General features: G+C 63.9%; 20 protein-coding genes and 2 tRNA genes. 5 read left to right on the plus strand and 17 right to left on the minus strand.

Annotated elements, in window-relative coordinates; translation table 11 throughout:
- Positions 1-144: 144 nt before the first annotated feature.
- From AC5ZG1_RS22490 to AC5ZG1_RS22520, 7 genes are all read right to left on the minus strand, one after another.
- Entirely contained in the window at positions 145-1,524 is a 1,380-nt protein-coding gene (locus tag AC5ZG1_RS22490) for a TolC family outer membrane protein (protein ID WP_130223438.1), read from the minus strand.
- Positions 1,525-1,854: 330 nt separating this feature from the next.
- A complete protein-coding gene (locus AC5ZG1_RS22495) occupies positions 1,855-2,520 on the minus strand; it encodes a protein-L-isoaspartate O-methyltransferase family protein (RefSeq protein ID WP_028165629.1) in 666 nt (221 codons plus the stop codon).
- 135 nt (positions 2,521-2,655) lie between these two features.
- Positions 2,656-2,835, minus strand: a complete 180-nt coding sequence (locus tag AC5ZG1_RS22500; protein ID WP_496134120.1) for a hypothetical protein — start codon at positions 2,833-2,835, stop codon at positions 2,656-2,658.
- 227 nt (positions 2,836-3,062) lie between these two features.
- Positions 3,063-3,137, minus strand: a tRNA-Asn gene (locus AC5ZG1_RS22505).
- 136 nt (positions 3,138-3,273) lie between these two features.
- Positions 3,274-3,711 carry a YybH family protein gene (locus AC5ZG1_RS22510; protein WP_496134121.1) on the minus strand — a complete coding sequence of 146 codons (438 nt, stop codon included), beginning with the start codon at positions 3,709-3,711 and terminating at the stop codon, positions 3,274-3,276.
- Positions 3,712-3,723: 12 nt separating this feature from the next.
- Positions 3,724-4,200 (minus strand): SRPBCC family protein, encoded by a 477-nt coding sequence (locus AC5ZG1_RS22515; RefSeq protein ID WP_496134122.1) that lies wholly within the window; start codon positions 4,198-4,200, stop codon positions 3,724-3,726.
- Positions 4,200-4,532 carry an ArsR/SmtB family transcription factor gene (locus tag AC5ZG1_RS22520; RefSeq protein WP_208826363.1) on the minus strand — a complete coding sequence of 111 codons (333 nt, stop codon included), beginning with the start codon at positions 4,530-4,532 and terminating at the stop codon, positions 4,200-4,202. The genes AC5ZG1_RS22515 and AC5ZG1_RS22520 overlap by 1 nt, the downstream gene beginning before the upstream one ends.
- A gap of 155 nt (positions 4,533-4,687) precedes the next feature.
- On the opposite strand from AC5ZG1_RS22520, the gene AC5ZG1_RS22525 reads away from it, so the two are divergent.
- From AC5ZG1_RS22525 to AC5ZG1_RS22535, 3 genes are all read left to right on the plus strand, one after another.
- Positions 4,688-5,509: a phytanoyl-CoA dioxygenase family protein gene (locus tag AC5ZG1_RS22525; protein ID WP_165435059.1), complete on the plus strand. Its 822-nt coding sequence runs from the start codon at positions 4,688-4,690 to the stop codon at positions 5,507-5,509.
- Between the two features lie 96 nt (positions 5,510-5,605).
- On the plus strand, positions 5,606-5,815 hold the full coding sequence (locus tag AC5ZG1_RS22530) for a hypothetical protein (RefSeq protein WP_496134123.1): 210 nt from the start codon (positions 5,606-5,608) through the stop codon (positions 5,813-5,815).
- Complete coding sequence (locus tag AC5ZG1_RS22535) at positions 5,805-6,686, plus strand: NAD(P)/FAD-dependent oxidoreductase (protein ID WP_130223452.1); 882 nt, start codon at positions 5,805-5,807, stop codon at positions 6,684-6,686. Before AC5ZG1_RS22530 ends, AC5ZG1_RS22535 begins: the two co-directional genes overlap by 11 nt.
- A 204-nt stretch (positions 6,687-6,890) precedes the next feature.
- On the opposite strand, the gene AC5ZG1_RS22540 is transcribed toward AC5ZG1_RS22535, so the two are convergent.
- The 5 genes from AC5ZG1_RS22540 to AC5ZG1_RS22560 form a co-directional block, all read right to left on the minus strand.
- The gene (locus tag AC5ZG1_RS22540; protein WP_456641625.1) at positions 6,891-7,274 is read right to left on the minus strand and encodes a RidA family protein; all 384 of its coding nucleotides are present in this window, start codon (positions 7,272-7,274) and stop codon (positions 6,891-6,893) included.
- A 16-nt stretch (positions 7,275-7,290) separates the two neighbouring features.
- On the minus strand, positions 7,291-9,660 hold the full coding sequence (locus tag AC5ZG1_RS22545; RefSeq protein WP_496134153.1) for an acetamidase/formamidase family protein: 2,370 nt from the start codon (positions 9,658-9,660) through the stop codon (positions 7,291-7,293).
- Positions 9,661-9,791: 131 nt separating this feature from the next.
- Positions 9,792-11,033, minus strand: a complete 1,242-nt coding sequence (locus tag AC5ZG1_RS22550) for an acetamidase/formamidase family protein (RefSeq protein ID WP_496134124.1) — start codon at positions 11,031-11,033, stop codon at positions 9,792-9,794.
- 52 nt (positions 11,034-11,085) lie between these two features.
- A complete protein-coding gene (locus AC5ZG1_RS22555) occupies positions 11,086-12,714 on the minus strand; it encodes an amino acid ABC transporter permease/ATP-binding protein (protein WP_456641621.1) in 1,629 nt (542 codons plus the stop codon).
- Entirely contained in the window at positions 12,714-13,616 is a 903-nt protein-coding gene (locus AC5ZG1_RS22560) for an ABC transporter substrate-binding protein (RefSeq protein WP_130223458.1), read from the minus strand. The genes AC5ZG1_RS22555 and AC5ZG1_RS22560 overlap by 1 nt, the downstream gene beginning before the upstream one ends.
- 558 nt (positions 13,617-14,174) lie before the next feature.
- Between AC5ZG1_RS22560 and AC5ZG1_RS22565 the strand changes: the two genes are divergently transcribed.
- Both AC5ZG1_RS22565 and AC5ZG1_RS22570 read left to right on the plus strand, forming a co-directional pair.
- A complete protein-coding gene (locus AC5ZG1_RS22565; protein ID WP_028165620.1) occupies positions 14,175-14,357 on the plus strand; it encodes a hypothetical protein in 183 nt (60 codons plus the stop codon).
- A 109-nt stretch (positions 14,358-14,466) separates the two neighbouring features.
- Positions 14,467-14,540: transfer RNA gene (locus tag AC5ZG1_RS22570), tRNA-Cys, on the plus strand.
- 44 nt (positions 14,541-14,584) lie between these two features.
- Here AC5ZG1_RS22570 and AC5ZG1_RS22575 read toward each other — a convergent pair.
- The 5 genes from AC5ZG1_RS22575 to AC5ZG1_RS22595 all read right to left on the minus strand — a co-directional run bounded on the left by AC5ZG1_RS22575 (position 14,585) and on the right by AC5ZG1_RS22595 (position 24,497).
- Complete coding sequence (locus tag AC5ZG1_RS22575; protein WP_456641619.1) at positions 14,585-15,304, minus strand: tRNA-uridine aminocarboxypropyltransferase; 720 nt, start codon at positions 15,302-15,304, stop codon at positions 14,585-14,587.
- Between the two features lie 34 nt (positions 15,305-15,338).
- The gene (locus AC5ZG1_RS22580; RefSeq protein WP_456641618.1) at positions 15,339-18,443 is read right to left on the minus strand and encodes an efflux RND transporter permease subunit; all 3,105 of its coding nucleotides are present in this window, start codon (positions 18,441-18,443) and stop codon (positions 15,339-15,341) included.
- The gene (locus tag AC5ZG1_RS22585) at positions 18,443-21,571 is read right to left on the minus strand and encodes an efflux RND transporter permease subunit (RefSeq protein ID WP_456641617.1); all 3,129 of its coding nucleotides are present in this window, start codon (positions 21,569-21,571) and stop codon (positions 18,443-18,445) included. Before AC5ZG1_RS22585 ends, AC5ZG1_RS22580 begins: the two co-directional genes overlap by 1 nt.
- Before the next feature lie 105 nt (positions 21,572-21,676).
- Positions 21,677-23,095 carry an efflux RND transporter periplasmic adaptor subunit gene (locus AC5ZG1_RS22590; RefSeq protein ID WP_496134125.1) on the minus strand — a complete coding sequence of 473 codons (1,419 nt, stop codon included), beginning with the start codon at positions 23,093-23,095 and terminating at the stop codon, positions 21,677-21,679.
- Positions 23,085-24,497 (minus strand): efflux transporter outer membrane subunit, encoded by a 1,413-nt coding sequence (locus tag AC5ZG1_RS22595; RefSeq protein ID WP_456641686.1) that lies wholly within the window; start codon positions 24,495-24,497, stop codon positions 23,085-23,087. The genes AC5ZG1_RS22590 and AC5ZG1_RS22595 overlap by 11 nt, the downstream gene beginning before the upstream one ends.
- Positions 24,498-24,594: the final 97 nt, after the last annotated feature.

The raw sequence follows: 24,594 nt of genomic DNA on the forward strand, positions 1-24,594 counted from the left end.
TCGAAGTTTCGCGGCGTCTTCATGACCGCCACGCGACATATGGAGTCGGCGGTCGCGCGCGGGACAAACGAATGTTCAGAAATGCGATGGGCCCGCTGCAAGCGGGCCCAACTGTCTATTTAGAGTAATATGCCGAAGCGACGATCAGCGGCCGTCGGGCGTTCGAACCCCGGCCCAGCTATCACGCACCTGCTGGTAGTGAACGCTCGCATCGTAGGTTTGGGTCGGCAGGTTGAGCACCTGGGGCTGCAGCCGGCCCACGGCCTGCAGCACGCTGTAGGAAGCAACGACACGGTCATGCTGCGCGATGACCAGAGCGTTGCGGGCGTTGACCAGCGCCTGCTGCGCGTTCAGCACGTCGAGCGTGGTGCGCTGTCCGGCCTTGGCTTCCTCGCGCACGCCGTTGAGCGCAATCTCGGATGCCGTCACCTGCGCCTGCGCCGAAGACACCTGGGCCTTACCAGCCACCAACTGGCCCCATGCCGTGACGACATTGGCTCGGGCCTGGTCGCGCGTCTGTTCGAGCACAAGGCGCTGCTGGGCCAGCGATTCCTTGTTTTGGCGGATCAGCGAATATTCGGCACCGCCCTGGTATATTGGCACCGCAATCTGCGCGATCGCCGACGCCTGGAACTGGCGCTGGATGACCAGCGTCTGATCGTAGGCCTGCTGCGCGCTCGCCTGCAGCGTCACGCTCGGAAAGAGCGCGCCCTCAGCGATCTTGACGTTGAGGAAGTTGACGTCGACGCCAAACATCGCCGCGGTCACGTTCGGGTTCTGCGTCAGCGCGAGTTCGATGGCGGCATTGAGGGTCGGCGGCAGGAAACGGTCGACCGGTGAGCCCGGCGCGAGATTCGTCGGCTCGCTGCCGATGATGCGCCGGAAGTTCGATCGCGTCGTGGTCAGTTGCGATTCGGCCGTGAGCTGCTGCGTGCGGCCGGCGGCAAGTTGCGCCTCCGATTGCGCGACGTCGGTGCGCGTCACCTCACCGACATTGAACCGGTCGCGGGTCTGCTTGAGCGTCTGCTCGAGCACGCGTGTGTTGCTGCGCTGAACCTCCACGATCGCCGCATCGCGCAGGTAATCCATGTAGATCGAGGCAGCGCTGAACAGCACGGTCTGCTCGATATTCCGCAGCGCTTCGCGCGAGCCGGAGACCTGGCTCTCTGCGGCCCGCGTTCGGTTGCCGGTCTGAAATCCATTGAACAGGGTCTGCGAAATCGTGGCGCCGACGGCGCGCGGGACCTGCGTTCCATGCGCAGCCACCCCACCCGAGATGGCATCGGTATACTGATAACCACCGCTCGCCGTGATCGACACTCTCGGCCGGTAGCCCGACAACGCTTGCGGCACGTTTTCGTCGGTGGATCGCACAAAGGCGCGCTGCGCATTGAGTTGCGGATTGGTCTGATAGGCGCGAACCAATGCGGCCTCGATCGTGTCGGCCAGGGCCGGCGTCGGTCCCATGCACGCCAACAAAAGGACCGCTGCCGCGGCTCCGGTGACAACCTTCACCCCACGCATCCCCAATAATCCATCCATTGCTATTCACCACCCGGCTCGAGACCATGAACCGGGCGCCGCTTCGATCGAAGTGAGTCCCGCCTCACCTTATTCCGCAGCTAGGCTGGACGGAACTACCTCGCAACGGAACCCGGTGGAAACTCTTCACGTGGGGCAAACGGGCCACACTTCTGATTCAGAACGGGATTTTAACGCTTCGAATCGCCACCAAGCCGCCACCATACGAACTCCCTCGCTTCGCGCCGGCCGTGAATCCGCCTTTAGTTGTGAATCCGCATTCGCCGGCACGCCTGGAAAGAGGCCCTCCTCCCTCCGGGACGATGCATCTTATTAGAACACGAAAGCCGGCAAGCGCTCCAGGCCCGGCAGGAGCGGCGCCACGGCATCGAATAGCGGCCGATGCCCGAAATCCCCGTGGGTATGTGTCACGACGGCGGCCCGTTGCGGCTGCGACAAGGCAAACACCCCGACCAATCGCCCACCCTCGCGGAGCTGCTCGTAGAGTTCCTGCGGCACGATCTCGGTGGCACCATTGAGGAAAATGACGTCGAACGGCGCGTCCGCGACATCGCCCTTCGCCGCCGGCGCCGCGCGCACGGTCACGTTGGCGGCACCGGTCCCCGCAAGCGCGACCTTGGCCTGGTCGGCGAGCGCGGGCTCGCTTTCGGTGGCGAACACCTCCCCGGCGAGCCGTGCGACCACGGCAGCCGCGTAGCCAGTCGCGCAGCCGACGACCAGAACGCGGTCAGTCGAATTGATCTCAGCCGCCTGCAGCATCTTCGCCATCACGGCTGGCTTGATCAGGTAGCGCTTCGTCGCGCCGCCCTCGCTGACATCGAGGTCGAGATCGAGATAGGCCAGCGCGCGCTTGCTTTCGGGAACGAAGGCCTCGCGCGGCACGGCAAGCATCGCATCGAGAATACGCGCGTCGGTGACGTCACTGGTGCGCACCTGGCCATCGACCATTTTCTGGCGCGCGGTCGAGAAACCGGACATGGGCTGAAACCTGCAAGTCGCGCGGCGCGGCCGCGACGGGAGTGAGACCGCCCGTCTTTTGGAACAAGCAGGATCAAAACGCAACACGCCCGATGGGCCATACCGGCCCCGCGAGTTCTTGCAGGGGAACAGCGCTTATTCGATCGCGACGGCAAGCCGGCCGATCAGCCTCGCAGCTTCGTCAAGACACGTGGAATCGTGCTCTTCGACGATCCGCGCGAGCCGCCGAAGGCATTCGTCGTCGCTCATGGTCGGGATATCGCTCGGGACGATCGAGGGTGTTGTTTTCGGCACCTCGGTGTCGAAGACGGCCATGGAATCACCTCGCAAGGAGCCCTGCTTAAGCAAAAATCGACGATGAATGAGTCGATTTGGCGGCTGTCCGCATCAAATCCGCAAAGCGCCACGCGGATGTGACTGAGTCGCGCCCGTCAGGACGAGTCGAATCTGGAGGTTGGATGCGAATCCGCCTTGCCGGGCCGCGCAAGCGCGAAACCAAGAGCTTAGGAAATTCGGCTAACAGCTCGATTTAATTGAGAGATTGGCTCCCCGGGCTGGATTCGAACCAGCGACCATTCGATTAACAGTCGAATGCTCTACCGCTGAGCTACCGAGGAATGGGCGAAACCGGCGTTTCGCTTGCGGTCAGCCCTATAACAAAGCCTTCCCAGCTTGCAAAGGACCAAATGGACCCCTCCGCACAGTTCGAAGAGATAACGGCGCGAACCACCGGGCTGCTCGGCAATCGCCATTTCAGGGCTTCAGGTCGAATCTGGCCTGTCCGGTCCTTGGATCGGCCGGGACGGAAAGATGCTGGTGGATCATCTTCCATTGCCCATCCTTCTTCTGAAACACTCTCGTGCTTCGCGACCAATTCTCGATCTCCGGCGCTGAAGCTGAGCGGTAGCGCATGCGGTTGAGGCCCCACGCGATGGCAATGTCATCGCGCACGATCACCTGAAGATCAGGAATGTCCCATTCGAAGTCGCCCTTGATCAGGTCGAAGCCCTGCTGGCAGACTTCGCGAATGGCATCGATACCGCGGTACTGAAGTGGCGCGACATGTTCATAGGAGTGAATATCGGGATCGAGAGGACGCATGGCGCCGTCGATGTCCAGCGCCGATGAAGTGCGCAGCCAGTCGGCGAAAAGAGCGCGGACCTCCTGCTCGTCTGCTGCATTCCTGCTCATATGCTTTTCCTTTCAAGTGGTGATGTCCGAGTTCGGCAGGCGGGCGATGAGCTTGTCGAAGCATTCCTGCCAGCCTTCGGCGTTGCCGTCGCGGCGCAGACTGCTGTCGTAGCCAACCTGATGGAACGTCATGTCAGTGCCGCCGCGTGAAGCCTCGAAGGTGACGGTGATCAGAGTCTCCGGTCCTGAGTGGGCGCCATCGACCTGGGTCAGGGTCAGCGCGAGCAACTTCCCCGGCACCATTTCCCGGAACTCACCGCGCTCGAAATAGACGTGCCCGGTCGAGGAGCGAAAATCGACCCGCCACTTTCCTCCCGGCCGTGCGTCGATCTCGCAGCCAGTGACCTCGTAGCCGTCGGTCGCAAACCAATGCCGGATCTGTTCGGCTTCAATCCAGTTGCGGTAGACGAGCTCGGGCGAGGCTGGAAACCAGCGTTGGATGGTGGCGCCCAGCGGCCTCTCCTCCAAGGTCACCTTGCCTCTCTCCATCATTCTCCTCCCGTTTGCTTTGCCAGATGGCTTTCGAGCTTGTCGAAGCGCCGCAGCCAGAGCTTGCGATAGTTGGCGAGCCAGGAATCGATCTCGATCAACGGACTGGCGACGATCCGTGACGGACGCCGCTGGGCATCGCGGCCCTTCGTCACCAGGCCCGCCGCTTCCAACACGGCGACATGCTTGGAGACAGCCCGGGGCGTGAGCGCGAACGGCTTGGCCAGTTCGGCGACCGAGGCCTCGCCTTCCAACAGTCGCGCGAGGATTGCCCTGCGCGTCGGATCAGCCAGCGCGCCAAACGTGGCGCTCAACGTGTCTTGGGTTGGCATATATGGAACCAAATAGTTCTGGAACTGATTGGTTCCTATATGAGCGCGCACCTTTCGTCAAGGGCGCACGCGTTCGAATCGCTTGAGCCGATCGCTCAGCTTTCGGCCGTTGGATGAATCTCCTAATGGGATTTCATCCGCCTAATGGAGCCCGCATGTCTGGTTCGAGCAAATTTGCTGTCGACGGTTTCACGACCATCCCGGCGCTCTTTGAAGAGCCGGACTTGCAAGAGATCGAAAAGCAGGTTCACCACCGGCTCGCACAGCCGCATGATCCGATGATGAACCGCGTTGGGAACGATCTCGTCCCGTTGCGCTGGAATGATCCAATCGTCACGCGCTTGCTCTGCCGGACATCCGTGCTCGGTCGGATCAGATCTACAGTCGCGGCTGACGACCTGCGCTGGATTTCGGCCTACATCTCATCCAAAGGCGCCTCTACGCCTGCGCTGCTATGGCACCAGGACTGGTGGTGCTGGGACCACTCCATCAGTTTCGCGCCGACCGCCCCGCAGATCGCAATCCTGTGCTACCTCTCAGACACGAGTGACCGGACGGGCGCATTGCGAGTTCTTCCGGGTTCCCATCTGCGCAGTCTGCCGATCCACTCCGACCTGCCCGAGCCGCATAGTGCGGCCGCCGAGCAGTTGGCGCCCGACCACCCTGCTCTCAGTAACCACGAAGGACAGATCACGCTCAATCTGCGCCGTGGCGATGCAGTGGCGGTGGACTATCGTCTCCTCCATGGAACGCATCCAAATCGCAGCCTTTCACGGCGCGATGCGCTGCTGTTTTCTTTCACGCCGAATTGGCGCTTTCTTCCTGACTCCATTCGCGCGCATCTCGCAATGCATCCGGCCCTGCCAAGTGCTGCTGAATGGCCCACCATCGCCGAGTGGGGAGAAGATCTCTTTCCACGATACGACGGCACGCCGACTTCCCTGCAGATCAATAGAATAGCGCCGTCGCGCACATAGCGTTCACAGCGTCACGTCGCGTTCGATGCAACGGGATGACTTTGTGCCAAGCGCGCCTTGAAACTCGGCACATCATGTAATATACGAAGTTACATGATGCGAGACCGCCGCTCCTCCTCCGTGCTTCATACTCTTTTGCGCATGGCTGAGCCCGGCGAAGCGCTGAACGCCGTTTTGGACGGAGCTTTCGCCGAAGCAGAGGCGCTACTGCTCGATCGCTTCGGCGCCATCACCATCGCCGATCTCAGTGCGGAATTCTCGCGGCGTCATGTGGCGCACAAGGAAAGGAACCGAAATGCTTCATGACGTGATCGTCATTGGCGGCAGCTACGCCGGCATGGCTGCGGCCCTTCAATTGTTGCGCGCCCGGCGCAAGGTGCTCGTCGTTGACGCAGGCGTCCGGCGCAACCGGTTCGCCTCGGAATCCCATGGCTTTCTTGGTCAGGACGGGGTCGATCCGGCCGAGATCGCGCGCACTGCACGAGAACAGCTCACGGCCTATCCGACGCTCACATGGCTCGAGGGAACCGCTACCGACGCCAAGCGGCAAGAAGATGGTTTCGCGGTGACAACAGCCGACGGCGAGTTCTATCGTGGCAAGAGGCTTATCCTTGCCACCGGCGTCAGCGATGCACTCCCTCATCTTGATGGGCTCGCCGAGCGCTGGGGCAGTAGCATCTTTCACTGCCCCTATTGTCACGGATATGAACTGAATGAGGGACGGATCGGTGTAATCGCCACGAGCCCCGACGTGCTCCATCACGTCGTTCTGTTTACGGAATGGGGAGACGTGACGCTCATGCTCAACGGTGCCTTCGAGCCGGACGCGGACGCCCGCGCCGAGCTTGCTGCGCGGGGCGTCGTGATCGAGACAGGTCCTATCGCAGGCATCGAAGGCCACGCAGACGTGAGGCTGCAAGACGGACGCGTCCTGCCTTTCGCCGGCCTGTTCACGGCAACGCGCAACGCGCCCTCCACGCCATTGGCTGAGACGCTTGGCTGCGAATTGGAAACGACTCCGTTCGGCACCCAGATCCGAACCGACGAGACCAAGCAAACGACGGTGCGCGGCGCCTTTGCCTGCGGAGACGTCGCGCGAGCACCGCATTCGGTATCGCTTGCGGTCGGCGATGGCGCAATGGCGGGGGTGCATGTGCACCGTTCACTGGTGTTTTGAGGGGCCCGCATTGGGGAGCGGTCCAGCAATGTAGCGAGATAACGGACGTTTGCGACGAACGCGCGTCGGGGAAGCTATTTCCGTGCGTAATGCACTCCGCTCCAACCGCTTGCTCGCGCCACAACACCCTGTGGTTATGGGTCCTCGCTTTCGCGAGGACGACGGCGTGGCGGGCCGCGCGATCAATCGTGAATGCGCCGGCACTCACGGCCGGCGGCACACCAGATCGATCTCGATCAGCGCGTCGTAAGCAAGCCCGGTGACGCCGACGCAAGTGCGTGCCGGCAGGCGGTCCGGCGGGAAATAGCTGCGATAGGTTTCGTTCATGGCGGCGTAGTCTTCCTTGAAGCGCGTAAGATAGATGCGCGACATCACGATGTGCTCGAAGCCGAGACCGAGACCCTCGAGCACAACGCGCAGATTTTCCATCACCGCCTTGGTCTGCGCGACGATGCCGTCGGGCAATACGCCGGGACTAGCGGGCGTGTCTGGCATCTGGCCTGTGACGAAGACAAAGCCGTCGGCCTCGACAGCGTGGCTGAAGGGCGCGACGGGCTTTGGCCCGCCCGCGATCATGTGGAATTTCAATCTCGGTATCCTTCTGTTATCGCGACAGTGCCGCGTCCTCGAACAACCGCTTGCTCAGGATCGCATGCACGCCCCAATTGCCGTCGACGACCTGGGTGACGCCGAAATCGACCGCTGCCGACATCAGCGCGATCGCCTCGTCCTCGCTGAGACCTTTGATGTTCATCAGGAAGCGCCGCATCTTGCGGAAGGCGTCCTTCATCGCAAGGTCGAGCGAGGACGTCGCATAGACTTCGCTCTGCCCGTGCGCGCCGAACTCGGCGAGATAGTTCGGATGGCTGAAGCCGGTCAGCACCCAATCGGTCGCGGTCTCGATCAGGGGATAGCTGAGATCGGCAAACGGTTGGCCAGCCAGATTGCCTTTCTTGTGCAGGATCACCTGGAACGTGCCGGTCATCGAGCATTCGATCGCCGTTCCGCTCAACTCGCCATCGCCCTGGGCGGCATGGGGATCGCCGACCGAGAGCAGCGCGCCTGGCACCGAGACCGGAAGATAGACGGTCGCCCCCTTGCCGAGCCGCCAATTGTCCAGATTGCCGCCGAAATAGGACGGCGGTACGGAATCGACGAAATCAACTTCGCGCGGCGCGACCGCGATCACGCCGAAATGCGGCCGCAGCGGAATACGGATGCCGTCGAGCACGGCGTGCCGGCGCCTCACCGAACCAGGCGCGACGGGAATGCCGGGATAATCGTAGGTGGTATGGACCACGCCGAACGGATCGGCCTGCGGCTCCCAGCGGTAGGAATAGAGCGCACGCGCATGCGGCGTCTCGTCGTGGTCACCTTCGCGACCCGCGAAGTAGATTTCGTAGATCGTCACCGCCTCGCGCGGCTTGGGGCCGGCGAGCAACTCGTTGTAGTGATAGCCCCACCAGGCCGCGACACTGGAGCCGAATACCCTGCCCTCATAATGCGGATTGCGGCTCGGCCGCGGCACGATATCGAGGATGCGCACCTCCAGGACATCGCCAGGCTGCGCGTCCTTGACAGCGATCGGGCCAGTGCAGATGTGCACGCCGAACCCCTCGCCCGCGCCGCGCCCGAACACCGAGGCATCCATCGGACCGGCGCCGCGCCGGTCGACATTCTTGCGGTCATTGGTCCAGCCGAACACGCTTTCGGCGCCGGCATCACCCGTGATCATTCTTTCAGGATCATCAGACGCATGCTGGGTCAGGGTTTCGATCGTGATCGTGTCGCCGGAATTGATCTCGGCCTGCGGCGCAAGCGTGCGGCTGAAGTAGCCCCAATGCACGCGGTTCGCGTCGACGGAGAGATGATGGTGGGCCGCGTGATGCTCCCGTTCGCCTTCGTGCGCCGGCCCCGTTGTGACGGCAGCCATATTCCTTCCGACGCTCGATGGCTGATGCGTTCGCAGTTGCGCAAGCGCCTCCTGCGGCCAGCCGCGCTGACCCGCGGCGATCGACGATGGCGCCGCGCGCTCGGCCTCCTGCTGGCGAAACTCGCGCGGTGGCAGACCAAAGCGATGACGGAAGGCGCGGCTGAAATGCGCGGAGTCGCTAAAGCCGTACCGATAGGCGATCTCCGAGATCGATCGATGCGCCTCCGCCAGGTTCGACAGATCAGCCCAGGCGCGCTGCAGCCGCCGCTCGCGTACATAGTGCGAGAAATTGTCGCCGACGCCCTCGAACAGCTTCTGCAGGTAGCGCTCGGAAATCCCTTCGGCCTGCGCGACACGCGACGGCGCAAGCTCGGGATTGTCGAGGTTGCGCTCGATGGTCTGGCAAATCCGGTGCAGGATCGCGGCTTGCGTGGCCGTACCGGCGACCTCTGAGGCGGGAGAGGTGGACTGGTGCGCAAGCGTCAAGAGAAGATCGACGAGGCTTTGCGCAATGGCCGCCCATTCGACGTCGCTCAGCGTTTCCAGGGTGCGGGAGGTTGCATCCAGCAATCGCGAGAACACATCGGCAAGGCCGGCGGGCGCGACGACGCGGGCTTCGGACGCGATCGGCCTGCCGATGAGGCGGCCGTGCCGCGCTTCGGCTGCAACAGAGAGGATGATCGCGCGCATATCGCGCTGGAACATCAGGCTCCAGTCGCCATGCCGCGGCAGCAGCAGGAGATGGCCAACGGGAACGATACGGTGGCTCGCGCCTTGCCGCAGCATCACGCCATCCTCGATCGGGAGCAGCGCGATCGGCAACCCCTCGCCCGATTGCGGCAGCGGCGCGATCCCCTGCGATCCCGCCGCGATCCGGGTCAGCGCCACGCCCACGGCGTTGCGATGCGAGGCCGTCGCGTGACCGTCGTCGAATGCGCTTGCGGAAGCCGGCTGCAGGCCGACCGCAGCCAGGACGTCCCGCCATGCCTTCAGGCGGTCGTCTCGCGCGTAGGATTCACTCGTGAACGGACGGAAGCTCATCGGTTCGACCCAATCAGGGCCGATCGAAGCAACCCGCGTGCCAGACAAGCGCAGTCCTCCGCCAAAATGGCGGCGTCAAAACGACGCCGGCAAATTCAACCCACGATCAAAAGCGGTCCATTCTCAAGGCATTAGTCGCACCTGAAGACGTTCTTGCGGATCGTGCCGTGCACGCCCCAATTGGCGTCGACCACCTGGGTAACGCCGAAATCGGCGCCGACCGACATCAACGAGATCGCCTCGTCTTCGCTCAGCCGGTGCACGGTCATCAGGAACCGCCGCAGCTTGCGGAACGCGTCTCGCATCGCACGGTCGAGGCTGGAATGGTTGGCAATCTCGGTCTGCGCACCGGCGCCGAGCTCGGCGAGATAGTTCGGATAGGTGAAGCCATAGACCGACCAGGCATGGTCGGTCTCCAGCATCGGATGCGTGAGGCCCTCGAGCGCGGTTCCGCCGAGATCATTGTTCTTGTGCAGGATGAATTCGAAATCCCCGGTCAGCGAGGTCTCGATCGCGGTGCCGCCGAGTTCGCTGTCGCCTTGCGCGGCATGGGGGTCGCCGACCGAGAAGAACGCGCCGGGGACGGCCACGGGATAATACATCCGCGCGCCCTTCCCGATCCGCCAGTCGTCGATATTGCCGCCGGTATAGCTCGGCGGGATCGAGCTGACATAGTCGGCCTCCGACGGCGCCAGCCCCATGGTCCCGAAATGCAGCCGCGCCGGCACCTTGACGCCGGTGAGGATGTTCTCACGCTTGCGGATGGTCGCATGGTCGACCCGCACGCCGGGATAATCGATGGTGGCGTGCACGATGCCATCAGGGTCGGTCTGCGGCGTCCAGACGTAGTTGTAGATGGCCTTTGCGAACGGCTCGCCCGAGGCGTCGAGCTCGAAAATCGTGATCACCTCGCGCGGCTTCGGCTCTTCGATGAGATCGTGATAATGGAAGCCCCAATTGGCTGCGGCGTTCGAGCCGAAGCAGCGGCCGGCGTGGCAGGCGCTGCAGCTCGGGCGCGGCCTGATGTCGAGGATGCGCACCTCCAGGACATCGCCGGGCTCTGCGTTCTCGATCGCGACCGGTCCGGTCAAAAGGTGTACGCCAAGCCCCTCGCCCGCGCCGCGGATGAACGGCCCCTCGGTCGGGCCGGAACCGCGGCGCGCCACCGCCTTGTGCTCGCGCGTCCAGTGGAACACGCTCTCGGCGCCGGGATCGCCCGCGATCATGCGCTCGTAATCGTCATTGGCGTGATGGGTCAGCGTCTCGATGGTGGCGCGGTCGCCCGAGCGCAATGTCAGCGCCGGCGCGACCTTCTTGCTGAAGTAGCCCCAGTGAACATTGGCCGGCGAGACCGGCAGGGTAAAGTGCCTCATGCAAGTGCCTCTTCGGGGGATCGGAACGATCGAAGTTCTGGCGCGTGACGCTTCATCTCACCGGCTCCGGCGTCTTGTCGGCTTCCATCACGCTGAGGAAGCGCGCGGTGACGGGATGGCGCGGATTGGACAGCACCTCATGCGCCGGCCCCTCCTCCAGGATCCTGCCGCCGCTCAGGAAGGCGACGCGGTCGGCCACCTCATCGGCGAAGCGGATCTGATGCGTCGAGATGATCATGGTCAGGCCGTCGTCGATGGCGAGCCGCCGGATCACTTCCAGGACTTCGTTGACGAGTTCGGGATCGAGTGCCGAGGTCGGCTCGTCCAGAAGCAGCACGCTCGGGTTCGGCGCCAGCGCGCGGGCGATTGCCACCCGCTGCTGCTGCCCGCCCGACAGGTGCCGCGGCAGCGCATCAGCGCGATGGCTCAGGCCGACGCGGTCGAGCAGTTCGCGCGCGCGACGCTCGGCGTCAATTCGTGTCATGCCATGGACCCAGCGCAAGGGACCCGCGACGTTCTCCTTCGCCGTCAGGTGGCTGAACAGGTTGAACTGCTGGAACACCATGCCGACACCGACATTGGCGCGCTCATTGGCGATCGCGCGCGGCGACAGCGGCCTGCCGTCGTCGTCGAAGCCGAGCCGCCGTCCCCCGACACGCACCGTGCCGGCATCCCAATTCTCCAGATGATTGATGCAGCGCAGCAGCGTACTCTTGCCGGAGCCGCTGGGTCCGAGCAGCGCGATGACCTCGCCGACGCGAACCGTGATATCCAAGCCGTCGAGCACATCTTGCGCGCCATAGCTCTTGCGCAGATCCTTCACCTCGACGGCGACATTGTTGCGCGCGATCGTCGCGGTGCGTCTGGCCCGCTCTTCCGGCGTCAGCGTCCTGGACGGCGGCACCGGGATTTCGGGCTCGATGCCAGCCGCAACGTCGACCGCCGGAGCGGTCTTCTCCGCAAGCTCCAGCTTGGTGATGAGGTCGACCCGGCGCCAGGGCAGATAATCGGCAAGCTTGCGTTCACGCGAGGTGCGGTCGAGATCGAGCAACCATTCCAGGGCGAGCTGGATGACGCTGATCGCGCCGGTCAGCACGAGATAGATCAAGCCGGAGGCGAAGAAGATCGAGAAAAAGTCGAAGGTCGAGGACGCAAGCTGCGTGCTTCGCAGCGTCAATTCCTGGACCGCGATCACCGAGGCCAGCGACGAATTCTTCAACGCGCTGACGGACTCATTGCCGAAGGCCGGGATCATGGTGCGGATCGCCTGCGGCGCGATCACCCGCCGCATCAGCACTGCCGGCGTCATGCCGAGCGCCTGTCCCGCTGATATCTGTCCGCGCTCGACGCCGAGCACGCCGGCGCGCAGCATCTCGGCAATGAATGGCGCCTCATTGCAGGCGAGCGCGAGGCCGGCCGCCAGCACGGCCGGCAGTTTGATGCCGATATGCGGCAGCGCGTCGTAGGCGAACACCATCTGCAGGATCAGCGGCGTGCCGCGGAAGATCACGGTGTAGCCACGCGCGATCGCCGACAGCCACCAGAGGTGGCTGAGCTGCATCCAGGCCAGGATCAGGCCGAGGATCAGCCCGCCTGCGAGCCCGAGGGCGGTCACCTCCAGGGTGAGCTCGATGCCCGCGAGCAGGTAAGGCAGGCTGAGATAGTGCAGGAACAGGGACATCAGTTGACGGTCAGCAGGCCCGGTTCCTTGAGATTGTCGGGATCAAGTCCCCACTTCTTGAGCAGCGCGAGCTGGTCGCCGGACTTGTAGATCTCCGTCAGTGCGGCCATCACCGCGTCGCGAAACTTCGGCTTGTCCTTGGGCACGGCAATGCCGACCGAGTACGGGATCGTCACCGCGATCGCCTTCTCGAGCTTGTCCGGATAGGCCTTCACCGCGTTGTCGACGGTGTTGACGTCGTTGATGTAGGTGTCGGCCCGGCCGGCCAGGATCGCCTGGATGCAGTTGGCGTTGTTGTCATAGAGCTGCAGCGTCGGCTCAGGCTTGCCGGCAGCTTTGCATTGGGGAATGAGGGCTTGCACCAGCGGCACCTCGACGAAGCCGGTGTTTTCGGCCGCCGCCGCGCCGCACAGCGACAGGTTGATGCCGTTGATGCCCTTCGGATTGCCCTTGGCAACCAGCACGCCGTCGAACACTTTCGAATAGGTAATGAAGTCGGCCGCCTTCGCGCGCTCCTCGGTCGCGTAGATGTCCGAGATCACGATGTCCGCCTGCCCGCTGGCGAGCGTTGTCAGCAATGCGGCAAAAGTCACGGCCTTGTAGGTCAGTTTGAAGCCGAGGCATTCACCGATCATTTCGCCGAGATCGATGTCGAAGCCGACATACTTGCTCGGGTCTTTCGGGTCGATCGATTCATAGCCCGGCGTGTGCGGGTTGATCGCGTTGACGAGCGTCTTGCCCTTCCAGTCCGGATATTTCTCCTGAAGCGCCGCGCATGCCGCCGGCGCCGCCGCCTGCGCGCTTAGCGGCACCAGAAATCCTGCGGCGACGATCGCGCCCAGAATCGCGCGACGCCACGGAAGTGACGCGTGCCGTGCTTCCCCACAAAGCCATTTCTGCATGTTGCCAGCTCCTCCGACGTTGTCATGGCCACGGCCATGTCCCAAAGCTCGGAACGAAGGCTACGGGGAACCGCTCCGCAAAAGCTTGTCTGGCGGCGTACAAAAAATTGGATGAAGCGGGCCTGCGGTTTGGGCAACGGCTGCTCAAATTGTATTCGAGTCATGGCCCGACGTTTGGGGCGCGCGATTCACTGCTCGAACACCGCGGAGCACACCGCGCTCAGACTAGCCTTCTGCCAACGCAGGCAGGCGACGGGCGCGGCTTTTCAAGGCTGCCGATCGCGTAACGCTTGCCTTCATGACCGCGTCTCCCTAAGCTCGGGCTTGGCCTGCTCCGCTGCAGGCGTGATTGGGACTTATGCGAATTCATTTTGGTCAAATGTGATTTTTCTCACAGTGCGGTGGACCGCGCCGGCAATAGCGTTCATACGGCGCTAGCAAGACTCTGGTAACCAAGTGAGGGGGCGGCTGCCGGATCGCTAAAATTGGAGCGATCCGCTCAATCCGCCCACAAACCCATTTTGCGACGTTGCGCTCACAACCTCCGGGGAGAGCGCAATGAGCGAAGCTGAATTTGATCTGGTGTTGGATGCTGTGCGAGCAGCCGTCGCCCCGACGCCACAGGAGGATTTCATGGCTCAGCCATTGCCGCGCTTCCAGCCGCCGCCACGCCCCGCGAATGACAACCAGACGCCCTGGCCGCTCATCCCATTTCCGGATGGTTGGTACGCCTCCTGCTAAAGAGCGCCGCAATGCCGGCGACGCAGTTGGAGTTTCAGAATTCTGCAGGAACCGGTTCGGGGCCGGTTGCCTAAGTCCTTGAACCTCTGTATTGATCCGCCCCGCTTGAGGCCACGTGGCGGAGTGGTTACGCAACGGTCTGCAAAACCGTGTACACCAGTTCAATTCTGGTCGTGGCCTCCACTCATACAATCAATGGCTTACGCCTGATAGATGAGGCGTCGCTTTCATCGCTTCCGTCGCCGAAAATCGCGCTTTTTCGGCTTTGGGGCGAGTTGCGGCATCGTCCGCTGCACCTGGCGATATCTTGCCAGCATCCGCTCGAAGCTCGCATTCAGGGTTTCGGCAATGTCCGGCCGCTTTTCGAGCGCGGCGAGCAGCAGGCCGGCCGCCTCGATCGTGGAAAGTCCATCGCGGCGCGGTTCGCGGCGAAGCTGGCCGTAGCGTGACGGCTGGCGGGGGCCCAGAATCACCCGCTGGCATTTCAGCATCCAGGGATTGCGCCACCACAGCGCCTTGGCCTGGCTCCAGGTGCCATCGAGCAGCACGATGCCTTCGATGCGTCCGAGAATGCTGCGCTGGTTCGGCTCGAGCTCGGCCTTGCGGTCGACGGCGACGACCTCGGCATCGGTGTCGAGATCGGCGACCTTGGCGGAGCCGAGATAGAGCACCGCCCAGCGCGACGGGTCCGCCACCGGTCGCCCCAGCGCCTTCGACAGGCTCGGCCAGGACAGCCCGATCCGCACCACTGCTTCCTCGAAGTGGCGCGCGGTCAGCCGTGCGGTGCCGAGCGCCCTATCCTGCTCCTGCGGATGCTGCAAGATCAGGAGCTCGATCCGGCTCTCGATCGGCGTAACACTGTCGCAGATGCACAGCGGCATCGGCTTGCCGCAATGCGGGCAGTCCGCGACCGGCTCGGCAAGGATTGTCTGATCTGATTCCGTCATCCGCCCGCTATACGCTACGCGGCCGCCAATTCAACTATTCCGCGGGCGCTGCCAGCGCGGCAGGTTCGGCGCGCCGCCGCAACCGGTCGATCAACAAGTAAATCACCGGCGTGGTGTAGAGCGTCAGGATCTGCGAAACGAACAGGCCGCCGATGATGGTGATGCCGAGCGGCCGGCGCAGCTCCGTCCCGGGACCGGTGGCGAGCACCAGCGGAATGCCGGCAAACAGCGCCGCCATGGTCGTCATCAGGATCGGCCGGAACCTTGCGCTGCAGGCCTCGAAGATCGCGTCCGCCGAGGACAGGCCGCGCTGCCGCTCGGCGTCCAGCGCGAAATCGACCATCATGATGCCGTTCTTCTTGACGATGCCGATCAAGAGGATGATGCCGACAAAGGCGATCACGGTCAGGGGCGTACCGGTCAGTTGCAGAGCCAGCAGCGCGCCCAGCCCTGCGGAGGGCAAGGTCGAGATGATCGTCAGCGGATGCGCCAGGCTCTCATAGAGCACCCCGAGCACGATATACATCGCGACCAGCGCCCCCAGGATCAGGAGCGGCTGCCTTCCGCTGGTCTTGTTGAAGTCGCCGGCGTTGCCGTCAAAGCTGCCACGGATGCCTTCGGGCATATGCAATTCATCCACCGCGCGCTGGATATTCGACGTCGCCTGCTCCAGCGGCACGTTCGGCAGCAGATTGAACGATACCGTGGTCGAGGGGAAGGACTGCGTGTGATAGACGGCGAGCGGCGCCAGCCCTCGCTGATAGTGGACCACAGCCGACAAGGGCACCTGGGCGCCGTTGGCGCCGGCCACGTAGATTCGCTCGAGGTTGGACGGATCGGTCTGGAATTTCGGATCGATCTCCAGCACCACCATGTATTGGTTGCGCTGGGTATAGACGATCGAGATCTGCCGCTGCGAGAAAGCGTTGTTGAGCGCGTTGTCGATATCCTGCACACGGACGCCGAGGCTTGAGGCGGTCTTGCGGTCGATCACCAGGTTGAGCTGCAATCCGCCGGGGTCGCGATCGCTGGAGACGTCGGTGATACCTTCGACGGTCTCCATGCGCTTGGCGACGATCGGCGCCCACTTCTGCAACAAATCGAGATCGGCGCTCGAGAGCGTGTACTGGTAGTCGGAATCGCTCTGTCGCCCGCCGGCGCGGACGTCCTGAGCCGCGAACATGAACAGGCGGATCCCCGGCACCATGAACAGGTTGCGGCGCAGGCGATCGATCACAAGCTGTGTCGAAACTCCCCCCCGCTCCTCCGGCGATTTCAGGCTGATGAACATGGTGCCACGGCTAGCGCCGCCGCCCATCCCGCCGCTCCCAAGCGATGAGCCGATGCCGGCGACCGCGGGATCGGCCATCACGATGTCGGCCACCTGTTGCTGCAGCTTGAGCATGGCCTGGAACGAGGTGTCAGCCGATGCCCGCGTCGCGCCGATGACGAAGCCGCTGTCGTCGGTCGGGAAATAGCCCTTCGGCGTCTTGATGTAGAGCGTCACGGTCAGCGCGATGGTGGCAAAGAACACGAGCAAGGTCAGGAACGGAAAATCGAGCACGCCGCGCAGCGTCCACGTATAGAAGCGCACGATGCGCGACAGGGTTCCCTCGATCAGGCGGTCGAACCAAGTGGCGCGGGCGGAGGTCGCTTCCTTGATGTAGTGCGCGCAGATCATCGGGGTGATCGTCAGCGACACCAGGGTCGAGACCAGGATGGCGAAGGTCAGCGTCAGCGAGAATTCGCGGAGCAGCCGTCCGACGATACCGTCCATGAAAATCAGGGGCGTGAAGGCGGCGATCAGCGACAGCGAGATCGAAACCACGGTGAAGCCGATCTGCTTGGCCCCCTCCAGCGCCGCCGGATAAGGCGCCATGCCCTGCTCGAGATTGCGGTACATGTTCTCGATCATCACGATCGCATCGTCGACCACGAAGCCGACCGAGATCGCCAGCGCCATCAGTGACAGATTGTCGATCGAGAAACCGGCGAGCCACATGCCGGCGCACGTGCCCGCCAGCGCCAGCGGCACCGAGACGCCTGCCGCAATCGTCGGCGTCAAGCGGCGCAGGAACACGAACACCACCACCATGACCAGCCCGGCGGTGGCAAGCAGCGTCAGTTGCATGTCGAGCACGCTGGCACGGATGGTGCCGGTGCGGTCCACGAGCGTCGAAATCTCGAGACCGGCGGGAATCCACTGCTTCAGCTCCGGCAGCATCGCCGTCACCCGGTCGACGGTATCGATGACGTTGGCATCGCCCTGCTTGGTGATCTGGATCAGGACCGCCGGCTGCTTGTTGAACCAGGCGACCGAGCGGACGTTGCGTACGCTGTCTTCGATCTCGGCGACATCCGAGAGGCGGACGAAATTGCCGTTCGCACTCTTGATCAGGATGTTGCGGAACTCGGCGGCGGTCCGCATCTGCGGATTGATCGAGAGCGTCTCGCTCTGGCGGCCACCATTGAAGATGCCGACCGGTCCGAGCGGATTGGCGTTGACGATGGCCTGGCGGACGTCCTCGGTCGCAATGCCGGCATTCGACAGCGCGACCGGATTGAGCGAGATCCGCACCGCCGGCTGATCGGCGCCCGAGACCGTGACCTCGCCCACTCCCGGCACTTGCGAGATGCGCTGGGCGAGCACGGTATCCGCGACGTCGTACATCGCGCTGGTCGACATCGTCTTCGATGTCAGCGCCAGCACGAATACCGGCGCCGCCGCTGGATTGGCCTTCCTGAAGATCGGCAATGTCGGCAGGTCGGTCGGCAGATCCGCCATCGAGGCGTTGATTGCCGCCTGCACGTCGCGCGCAGCGCGGTCAATGTTGCGTCCGATCGCGAACTGCACCTGGATGCTGGTGCTGCCGAGCGAGCTCACCGACGTGATCTGCTCCACGTCCGCGATCTCGCCGAGCCGGCGTTCCAGCGGCGCCGCCACCGTCGCAGCCATCACCGAAGGGTCGGCGCCCGGCCGCGAAGCGAACACCCGGATCATCGGGAAATCGACGTTCGGAACCGACGCCACCGGCAGGAACCCATACGCAACGATCCCGATCAGGAACAGCCCGATCGCCATCAGCGTGGTGCCGACCGGACGGCGGATGAAGGGCTCCGAGATCGAGATCGACGCCATCACTGCATCCCCTCGGTCGCTCCCGCGACCGGCGGGCCCTGCGGACCCGGGTCCGGTAGCGCGTGCTCGATCCTGCGGTTCAGCCGGTCGAGCGCGAGGTAGATCACGGGCGTCGTGTAGAGCGTCAGCAACTGGCTGAGCAGGAGGCCGCCGATGATGGAAATGCCGAGCGGAAAGCGCAGCTCCGCGCCGGTGCCGCTTTCAATCGCGAGCGGCAGCGCGCCGAACAGCGCCGCCAATGTCGTCATCATGATCGGCCGGAAGCGCAACAGGCAGGCCTGCACGATCGCGTCATAGGGCGACATGCCCCGATGGCGCTCCGCGTCCAGCGCGAAATCGATCATCATGATCGCGTTCTTCTTGACGATGCCCATCAGGAGAATGATGCCGATCAGGCCGATGACCGAAAGGTCCTGCCCGAACAGCATCAGCGCCAGGATGGCGCCGACGCCCGCCGAGGGCAGCGTCGACAGGATCGTGATCGGGTGGATGTAGCTCTCATAAAGCACGCCCAGCACGATGTAGATCGTGATGATCGCGGCGAGGATCAGCCAGGGCTGGCCCGCGAGCGATCTGGAAAATTCCGCGGCGTCGCCGGTATAGACTCCGACGATGCTGTTGGGCATGCCGATCCGGGTTTCGATCGCCTTCACCGCTGCAACGGCATCGCCGAGTGCCTCGCCGGGCGCGAGGTTGAAGCTGAGCGACACCGCCGGGAATTGCGCCTGGTGCGAGATGGCAAGCGGCGCCGTGGTACGCGTCAGCGTCGCCACCGCCGACAGCGGCACCTGCGCGCCGTTCACGCCGGGCAGATACAGTTTGTCGAGGATCGACGGATCGCGCTGATACATCGGCAGCGCCTCGAGCACGACGCGGTACTGGTTGGCCTGCCCGTAAATGGTCGAAATCTGCCGCTGCGCGAATGCGTCGTTCAGGGTGTCGTTGACGGCCTGCAGGCTGACGCCGAGTTGGCCGGCGCGCTGACGATTGATATCGAGTGCCGCCCGCAGACCGGCCTCCTGCGCCTCCGACGACACGTCGCGGAACATCGGATCACGCCGCATCTCGGCGACCAGCTTGCCCGCCCAGAGCGACACCTCTTTGGCGTCCGTGCCGTTCAGTGTGTATTGGTACTGCGACCGGCTCGACTGTGTCGAAATCTGCACGTCCTGCACCGGCTGGAAATAGATGGTCATGCCGGGGATCAAGGCCGTCTTCTGCTTCAGCCGCGCCACCACCTTCGAAATGTCGTCGCGCCGCTCGCCGAGCGGCTTGAGCGTCATCACGAGCCGGCCGACATTGGTGGTCGGGTTGACCGAACCGGCGCCGATCACGGAAACCACGCCGGTTACGTCCGGGTCCGACTTGATCAGGTCCGCCGCCTTGCTCTGTCGCGCCTGCATTTCAGCGAAAGAGACGTCCGGGCCGGCCTCGGTTACCGCAGTGATCGAGGACGTATCCTGGAGCGGCAGGAAGCCCTTCGGCGCGATCACATACATGAACAGCGTGAGCGCGATGGTAGCGAAGGTCACCAGCAGCGTCGCGCGCTGGCGCTGCAGTACCCACAACAGCGTGCGATGGTAGAACTCGACCATGCGGTCGATGAAGCGGCTGATGGCGCCAAGGCCCGGCAGCACGAATTCCTCGTCGACGCGCTTCAAGAGCCGCGAGCACATCATCGGCGTCAGCGTCAGCGAGACCACCGCCGAGGTCACGACCGCGATCGTCAGCGTCAGCGCAAACTCGCGGAACATGCGCCCGACCAGCCCGGACATGAACAGCAGCGGAATGAAGACCGCGATCAACGACAGCGTCAGCGAGATCACGGTGAAGCCGATCTCGCTCGCGCCCTTGAGCGCCGCTTCCATGACCGACTCGCCCTCCTCCATGTGGCGGACGATGTTCTCGATCATCACGATGGCGTCGTCGACCACGAATCCGGTGCCGATCGTCAGCGCCATCAGCGACAGATTGTCGAGGCTGAAGCCGGCAAAATACATGATGCCGAAGCTCGTGATCAGCGACAACGGCAGCGCGACGCCCGCGATCAGCGTGGCGCGCAGTGACCGCAGGAACAGCAGCACGACCAGCGTCACCAGCACGACACTCAGGATCAGTGTGAACTGCACGTCGCGTACGGAGGCGCGGATGGTGACGGTGCGATCGCTGACGACGGTCAGGTTGACGCCGGCCGGAATCAGCCGCTGCAGCCGCGGGATCTCGTCGCGGATCTGGCGGACGACCTCGATGACATTGGCGCCGGGTTGGCGCTGGATGTCGATAATAACAGCCGGTGTGCCCTGATACCAACCGCCGGTGCGGTCGTTCTCGAGCCCATCCACGATCACGGCCACGTCGCCGATCGTCACCGGCGAGCCGTTGCGATAGGCGATGATGATCGGCTTGTAGGCTTCCGCCACCGCGATCTGGTCATTGGCGGCGATCGTATAGGCTTGCTGCGCGCCGTCGAGCGATCCCTTCGGGCCCGAGACGTTGGCGCCGGCAATCGCGTTGCGCAAGTCCTCCATCGAGATGCCATAGGCTGCAAGCCGCGCCAGATCGGCCTGCACCCGCACCGCCGGTTTCAGCCCGCCGAGCACGGCGACGCGGCCGACGCCCGAAATTTGGCTCAGCCGCTGGCCGAGGATGGTGTCGGCGAGGTCGCTCATCGCGCGCAGCGAGATCGTCTCCGACGTCAGCGCCAGCGTCATGACCGGCGCATCCGCTGGATTTACCTTGGCGTAGACGGGCGGGTACGGAAGGTTCTTCGGCAATACGCCGGCGGCGGCATTGATCGCGGCCTGGACGTCCTGGGTCGCGCCATCGATGTCGCGGTTGAGATCGAACTGCAGCGAGATCTGGCTGACGCCGAACGAGCTGGTCGAGTTCATCGATGACAGCGACGGGATTTGTCCGAGCTGGCGTTCGAGCGGTGCCGTGATCAGGGAGGCGATGACGTCGGGGCTGGCGCCCGGCAGTTGCGTCGACACTTGCACTGTCGGGAAATCGACCTGCGGCAGCGCCGAGACCGGCAGCGCGAAATAGCCGAGAGCACCGCCGATCAAAAGCGCGATCCCGAGCAGCGAGGTCGCGATCGGCCGGCGGATGAACGGTTCAGAGACGCCCATGGCTTTGCGTACTCGTCCTTGCGAAGTGATCTCTTTGCTGGAGCATGATCTTTTCGGAAAACCGGTTTCCACTTTTCCGGATCATGCTCTGGGATAGTCGTCGCGTCACGGCTGCGACTTCGCTGCGCCGCCTGACGTTTCACCCCCCGTTGCTGCCCCGCTCGAGCTCTTCTGATCGCCTTCGCCCTGCGTGCGCTCGCGCCGCGAACGATGCTCGCCGTCCTTCGCTTGACCATCCTTGGCCTGACCATCCTTGGCCTGGCCGTTCTTGGCATCCGGGCTGCGGCTGCGCTTGCGCGGCGCGAGATCGGCGGTCGGCGCGGCATCGTCCTTGCCGATGATGACTTTCGATCCATCGGCGAGATTGGCAAATCCCGTGGTGACGACGCGGTCGGAGGCCGTGATCCCCTTGCCGATAACGGCGTCATGCTCGTTCTGCTGAATGACCGTCACTGGTTTCGCAGTGGCGATATTGTCCTCGCCTATCACATAGCTGAAGGTTCCGGCTGGCCCGCGCTGCACGGCCGAGGTCGGCACCACGATCGCATTCGGCAGCGTCTCGACTTTCAGCCGCACATTGACGAATTGGCCGGGCCAGAGCTGGAAATTGCCGTTGGGAAATTCCGCCTTCAGTTTCAGCGTACCGGTGGTCGGGTCGACCTGATTGTCGATGCCGGTCAGTTTGCCGGTATCGATCACGGTCACGCCGTCATTGCCGAACACGTCGACCGCGAGCGTGCCCTGGCCGGCGGCGGCATTCACCCGCACGATCTGCTGCTGCGGCAGGCTGAACCACACCGCGATCGGCTGCAACTGGGTGAGCACAACGAGGCCGGTGGTGTCGGAGGCATGAATGATGTTGCCCTGGTCGACCTGGCGGAGGCCCGCGCGCCCTGAGATTGGCGCAATGACCTTGGTGTAGCTCAGCGTCGCCGCCGCGTTGTCGATCGCGGCCTGATCGGCCTTCACCAGCGCTTCCTGCTGCGCAACCCCCGCCTTCTGGGTATCAGCTTGCTGCTTCGAACCCGCGTTGGTTTGGGCGAGCTGCTGGTAGCGGGCGAGGTCGAGCCGCTGATTGGCGAGCAGCGCCTCATCCTGCGCCTTCTTGGCGACGGCCTGATCGTACTGGGCCTGATAGATCGCGGGATCGATTTCGGCGAGCACGTCGTCCTTCTTGACGTCCTGCCCCTCGACAAAGTTCACCTTGATCAGCTTGCCGTCGACCTGCGAGCGAACCGTAACGGTATTTAACGCACGCACCGAGCCGACGCCGTCCAGATAGACCGGCACGTCCTGCACGCGCGGCATGGCCGCCAGCACCGGCACCGGCAGGTCCGGCCGGGCGTTGGGGTTGTGGCCGCCGCTCTTCGGCTGCCAGGCGAGCCAGCCGATATAGCTGAGGCCGCCGAGGATCACGGCGGCAATGATCAGCGATACCATCCGCTTGAGCAGGCGCGGCAACAGGCCCTGCTTCTTCACCTCCGCAGCCTTCGCGTTGTCCTTTGCTTCCGGCTTAAAGAGCATCGACCGATCTCTCCACCTTTGGCTCCCAGCCGCCGCCCAAAGCCTGATACAGGCTGATGATCGCCTGCAGCCGCGCGAGTTGCGCCTGCCACAGCGCGTCCTCGGCCTGGAACAGAGTCTGTTGAGTCTGTAGCACAGTTACGATGTCAGCAGTTCCAGCCCGCAACTGCTGTTCGGCCAGTTGGAATGCCCGCTGTGACGACGCCACGACGTCACGCTGCAGCTTCAGCCGGATCGTGGTCTCGCGGATCGCCACCAGCGCGTTGTCGACGTCGGCAAAGGATTGCACCACTGTCTTGCGATAGGTTTGCAGCAGTTCTTCCTGCTGCGCCTGCGTCAACTCGAAATTGCCGAGGATCCGCCCGCCGTCGAAGATCGGCTGCGTCGCGCCGCCGACCAGGCTGAAGAAGGCGGCATGCGGCTGGAATAGTGCCGACAGCGCCGAACTCTGATAGCCGCCTTGTCCGGTCAACTGGATGCTCGGAAAGAACTGCGCGCGGGCGCTGCCGACATTGGCGGTGGCGGCGGCGAGCTGCGCCTCCTGTCGCCTGATGTCGGGACGCTGCGTCAGCAATGCCGACGGCAAGCCCGGCGTCACCCGGGGAATGGCGATGTTGTTGAGCGAGCCGCCGGTGACGCGCACGCTCTCCGGCGGCCGCGACACCAGCGTCGCCAGCGCATTGACGTTCTGGTCGAGGGTCTGCCGGAGCGGCGGCACCAGCGCGCGCTGATTGGCCACCAGGCTCTCCTGCTGCGCGACATCGAGATCGGTGCCGGTGCCGGCCTTGAAGCGATCCTTGATCGCGTTGAGGACACGCTCGGCGCTGGCGATGTTGCGCTGGGCGGTGCGAATTCGATCCTGCGACGTCAGCACCTGGAAATAGGCGTTGGCAACGGCGGTCAGCGTGGTCAGCGCCACCACCTCACGGTCGAAGCGGCTGGCGACCGCGGTCTCTTCGGCCGCTTGCGCGGCATCGCGGTTCTGGCCCCAGAAATCGAGCTGATAGCTCGCGGCAAGCGAGGCGTTGTAATTGACCACCTCGCGCCCGCCGATGCTGAGGCCACTCGCGCTCGAGCCGGAGGTACGTGAATACGTCTCGGACCCAGAGCCGGAGAGCGTCGGCAGCAAGGCCGCGCCGGCAATCCGCGCCTGCGCGTCCGCTTGCTTGAAACGCGCCACTGCCGCCGCAATGTCCAGATTGACCCGCTGGGCTTCTTCCATCAGCGTCGTTAGTTCCGTCGAGCGAAAGCCGCGCCACCAGTCGAGCGTCGGCGGCGCGTCGGAGGCCTTTGCCGGCCGCGCCGCCTTGTAGCCGCCGGGAATATCCAGCGCGGCATCGGGAATATCCTTGGTCAGGATGCAGCCGGCCGAACTCGCGGCAATCACAAAACCCGCAAACATGCGCAACACGCCTCGCAGGCTTGGCACAGGCGCGCGCCGCCGTGCGCTGACAGCAGCCCCCCGGATGCGTTGGGTCACCTCCGTTCTCCTCCGCGCG

It is taken from the genome of Bradyrhizobium sp. Leo78 (assembly GCF_059512425.1).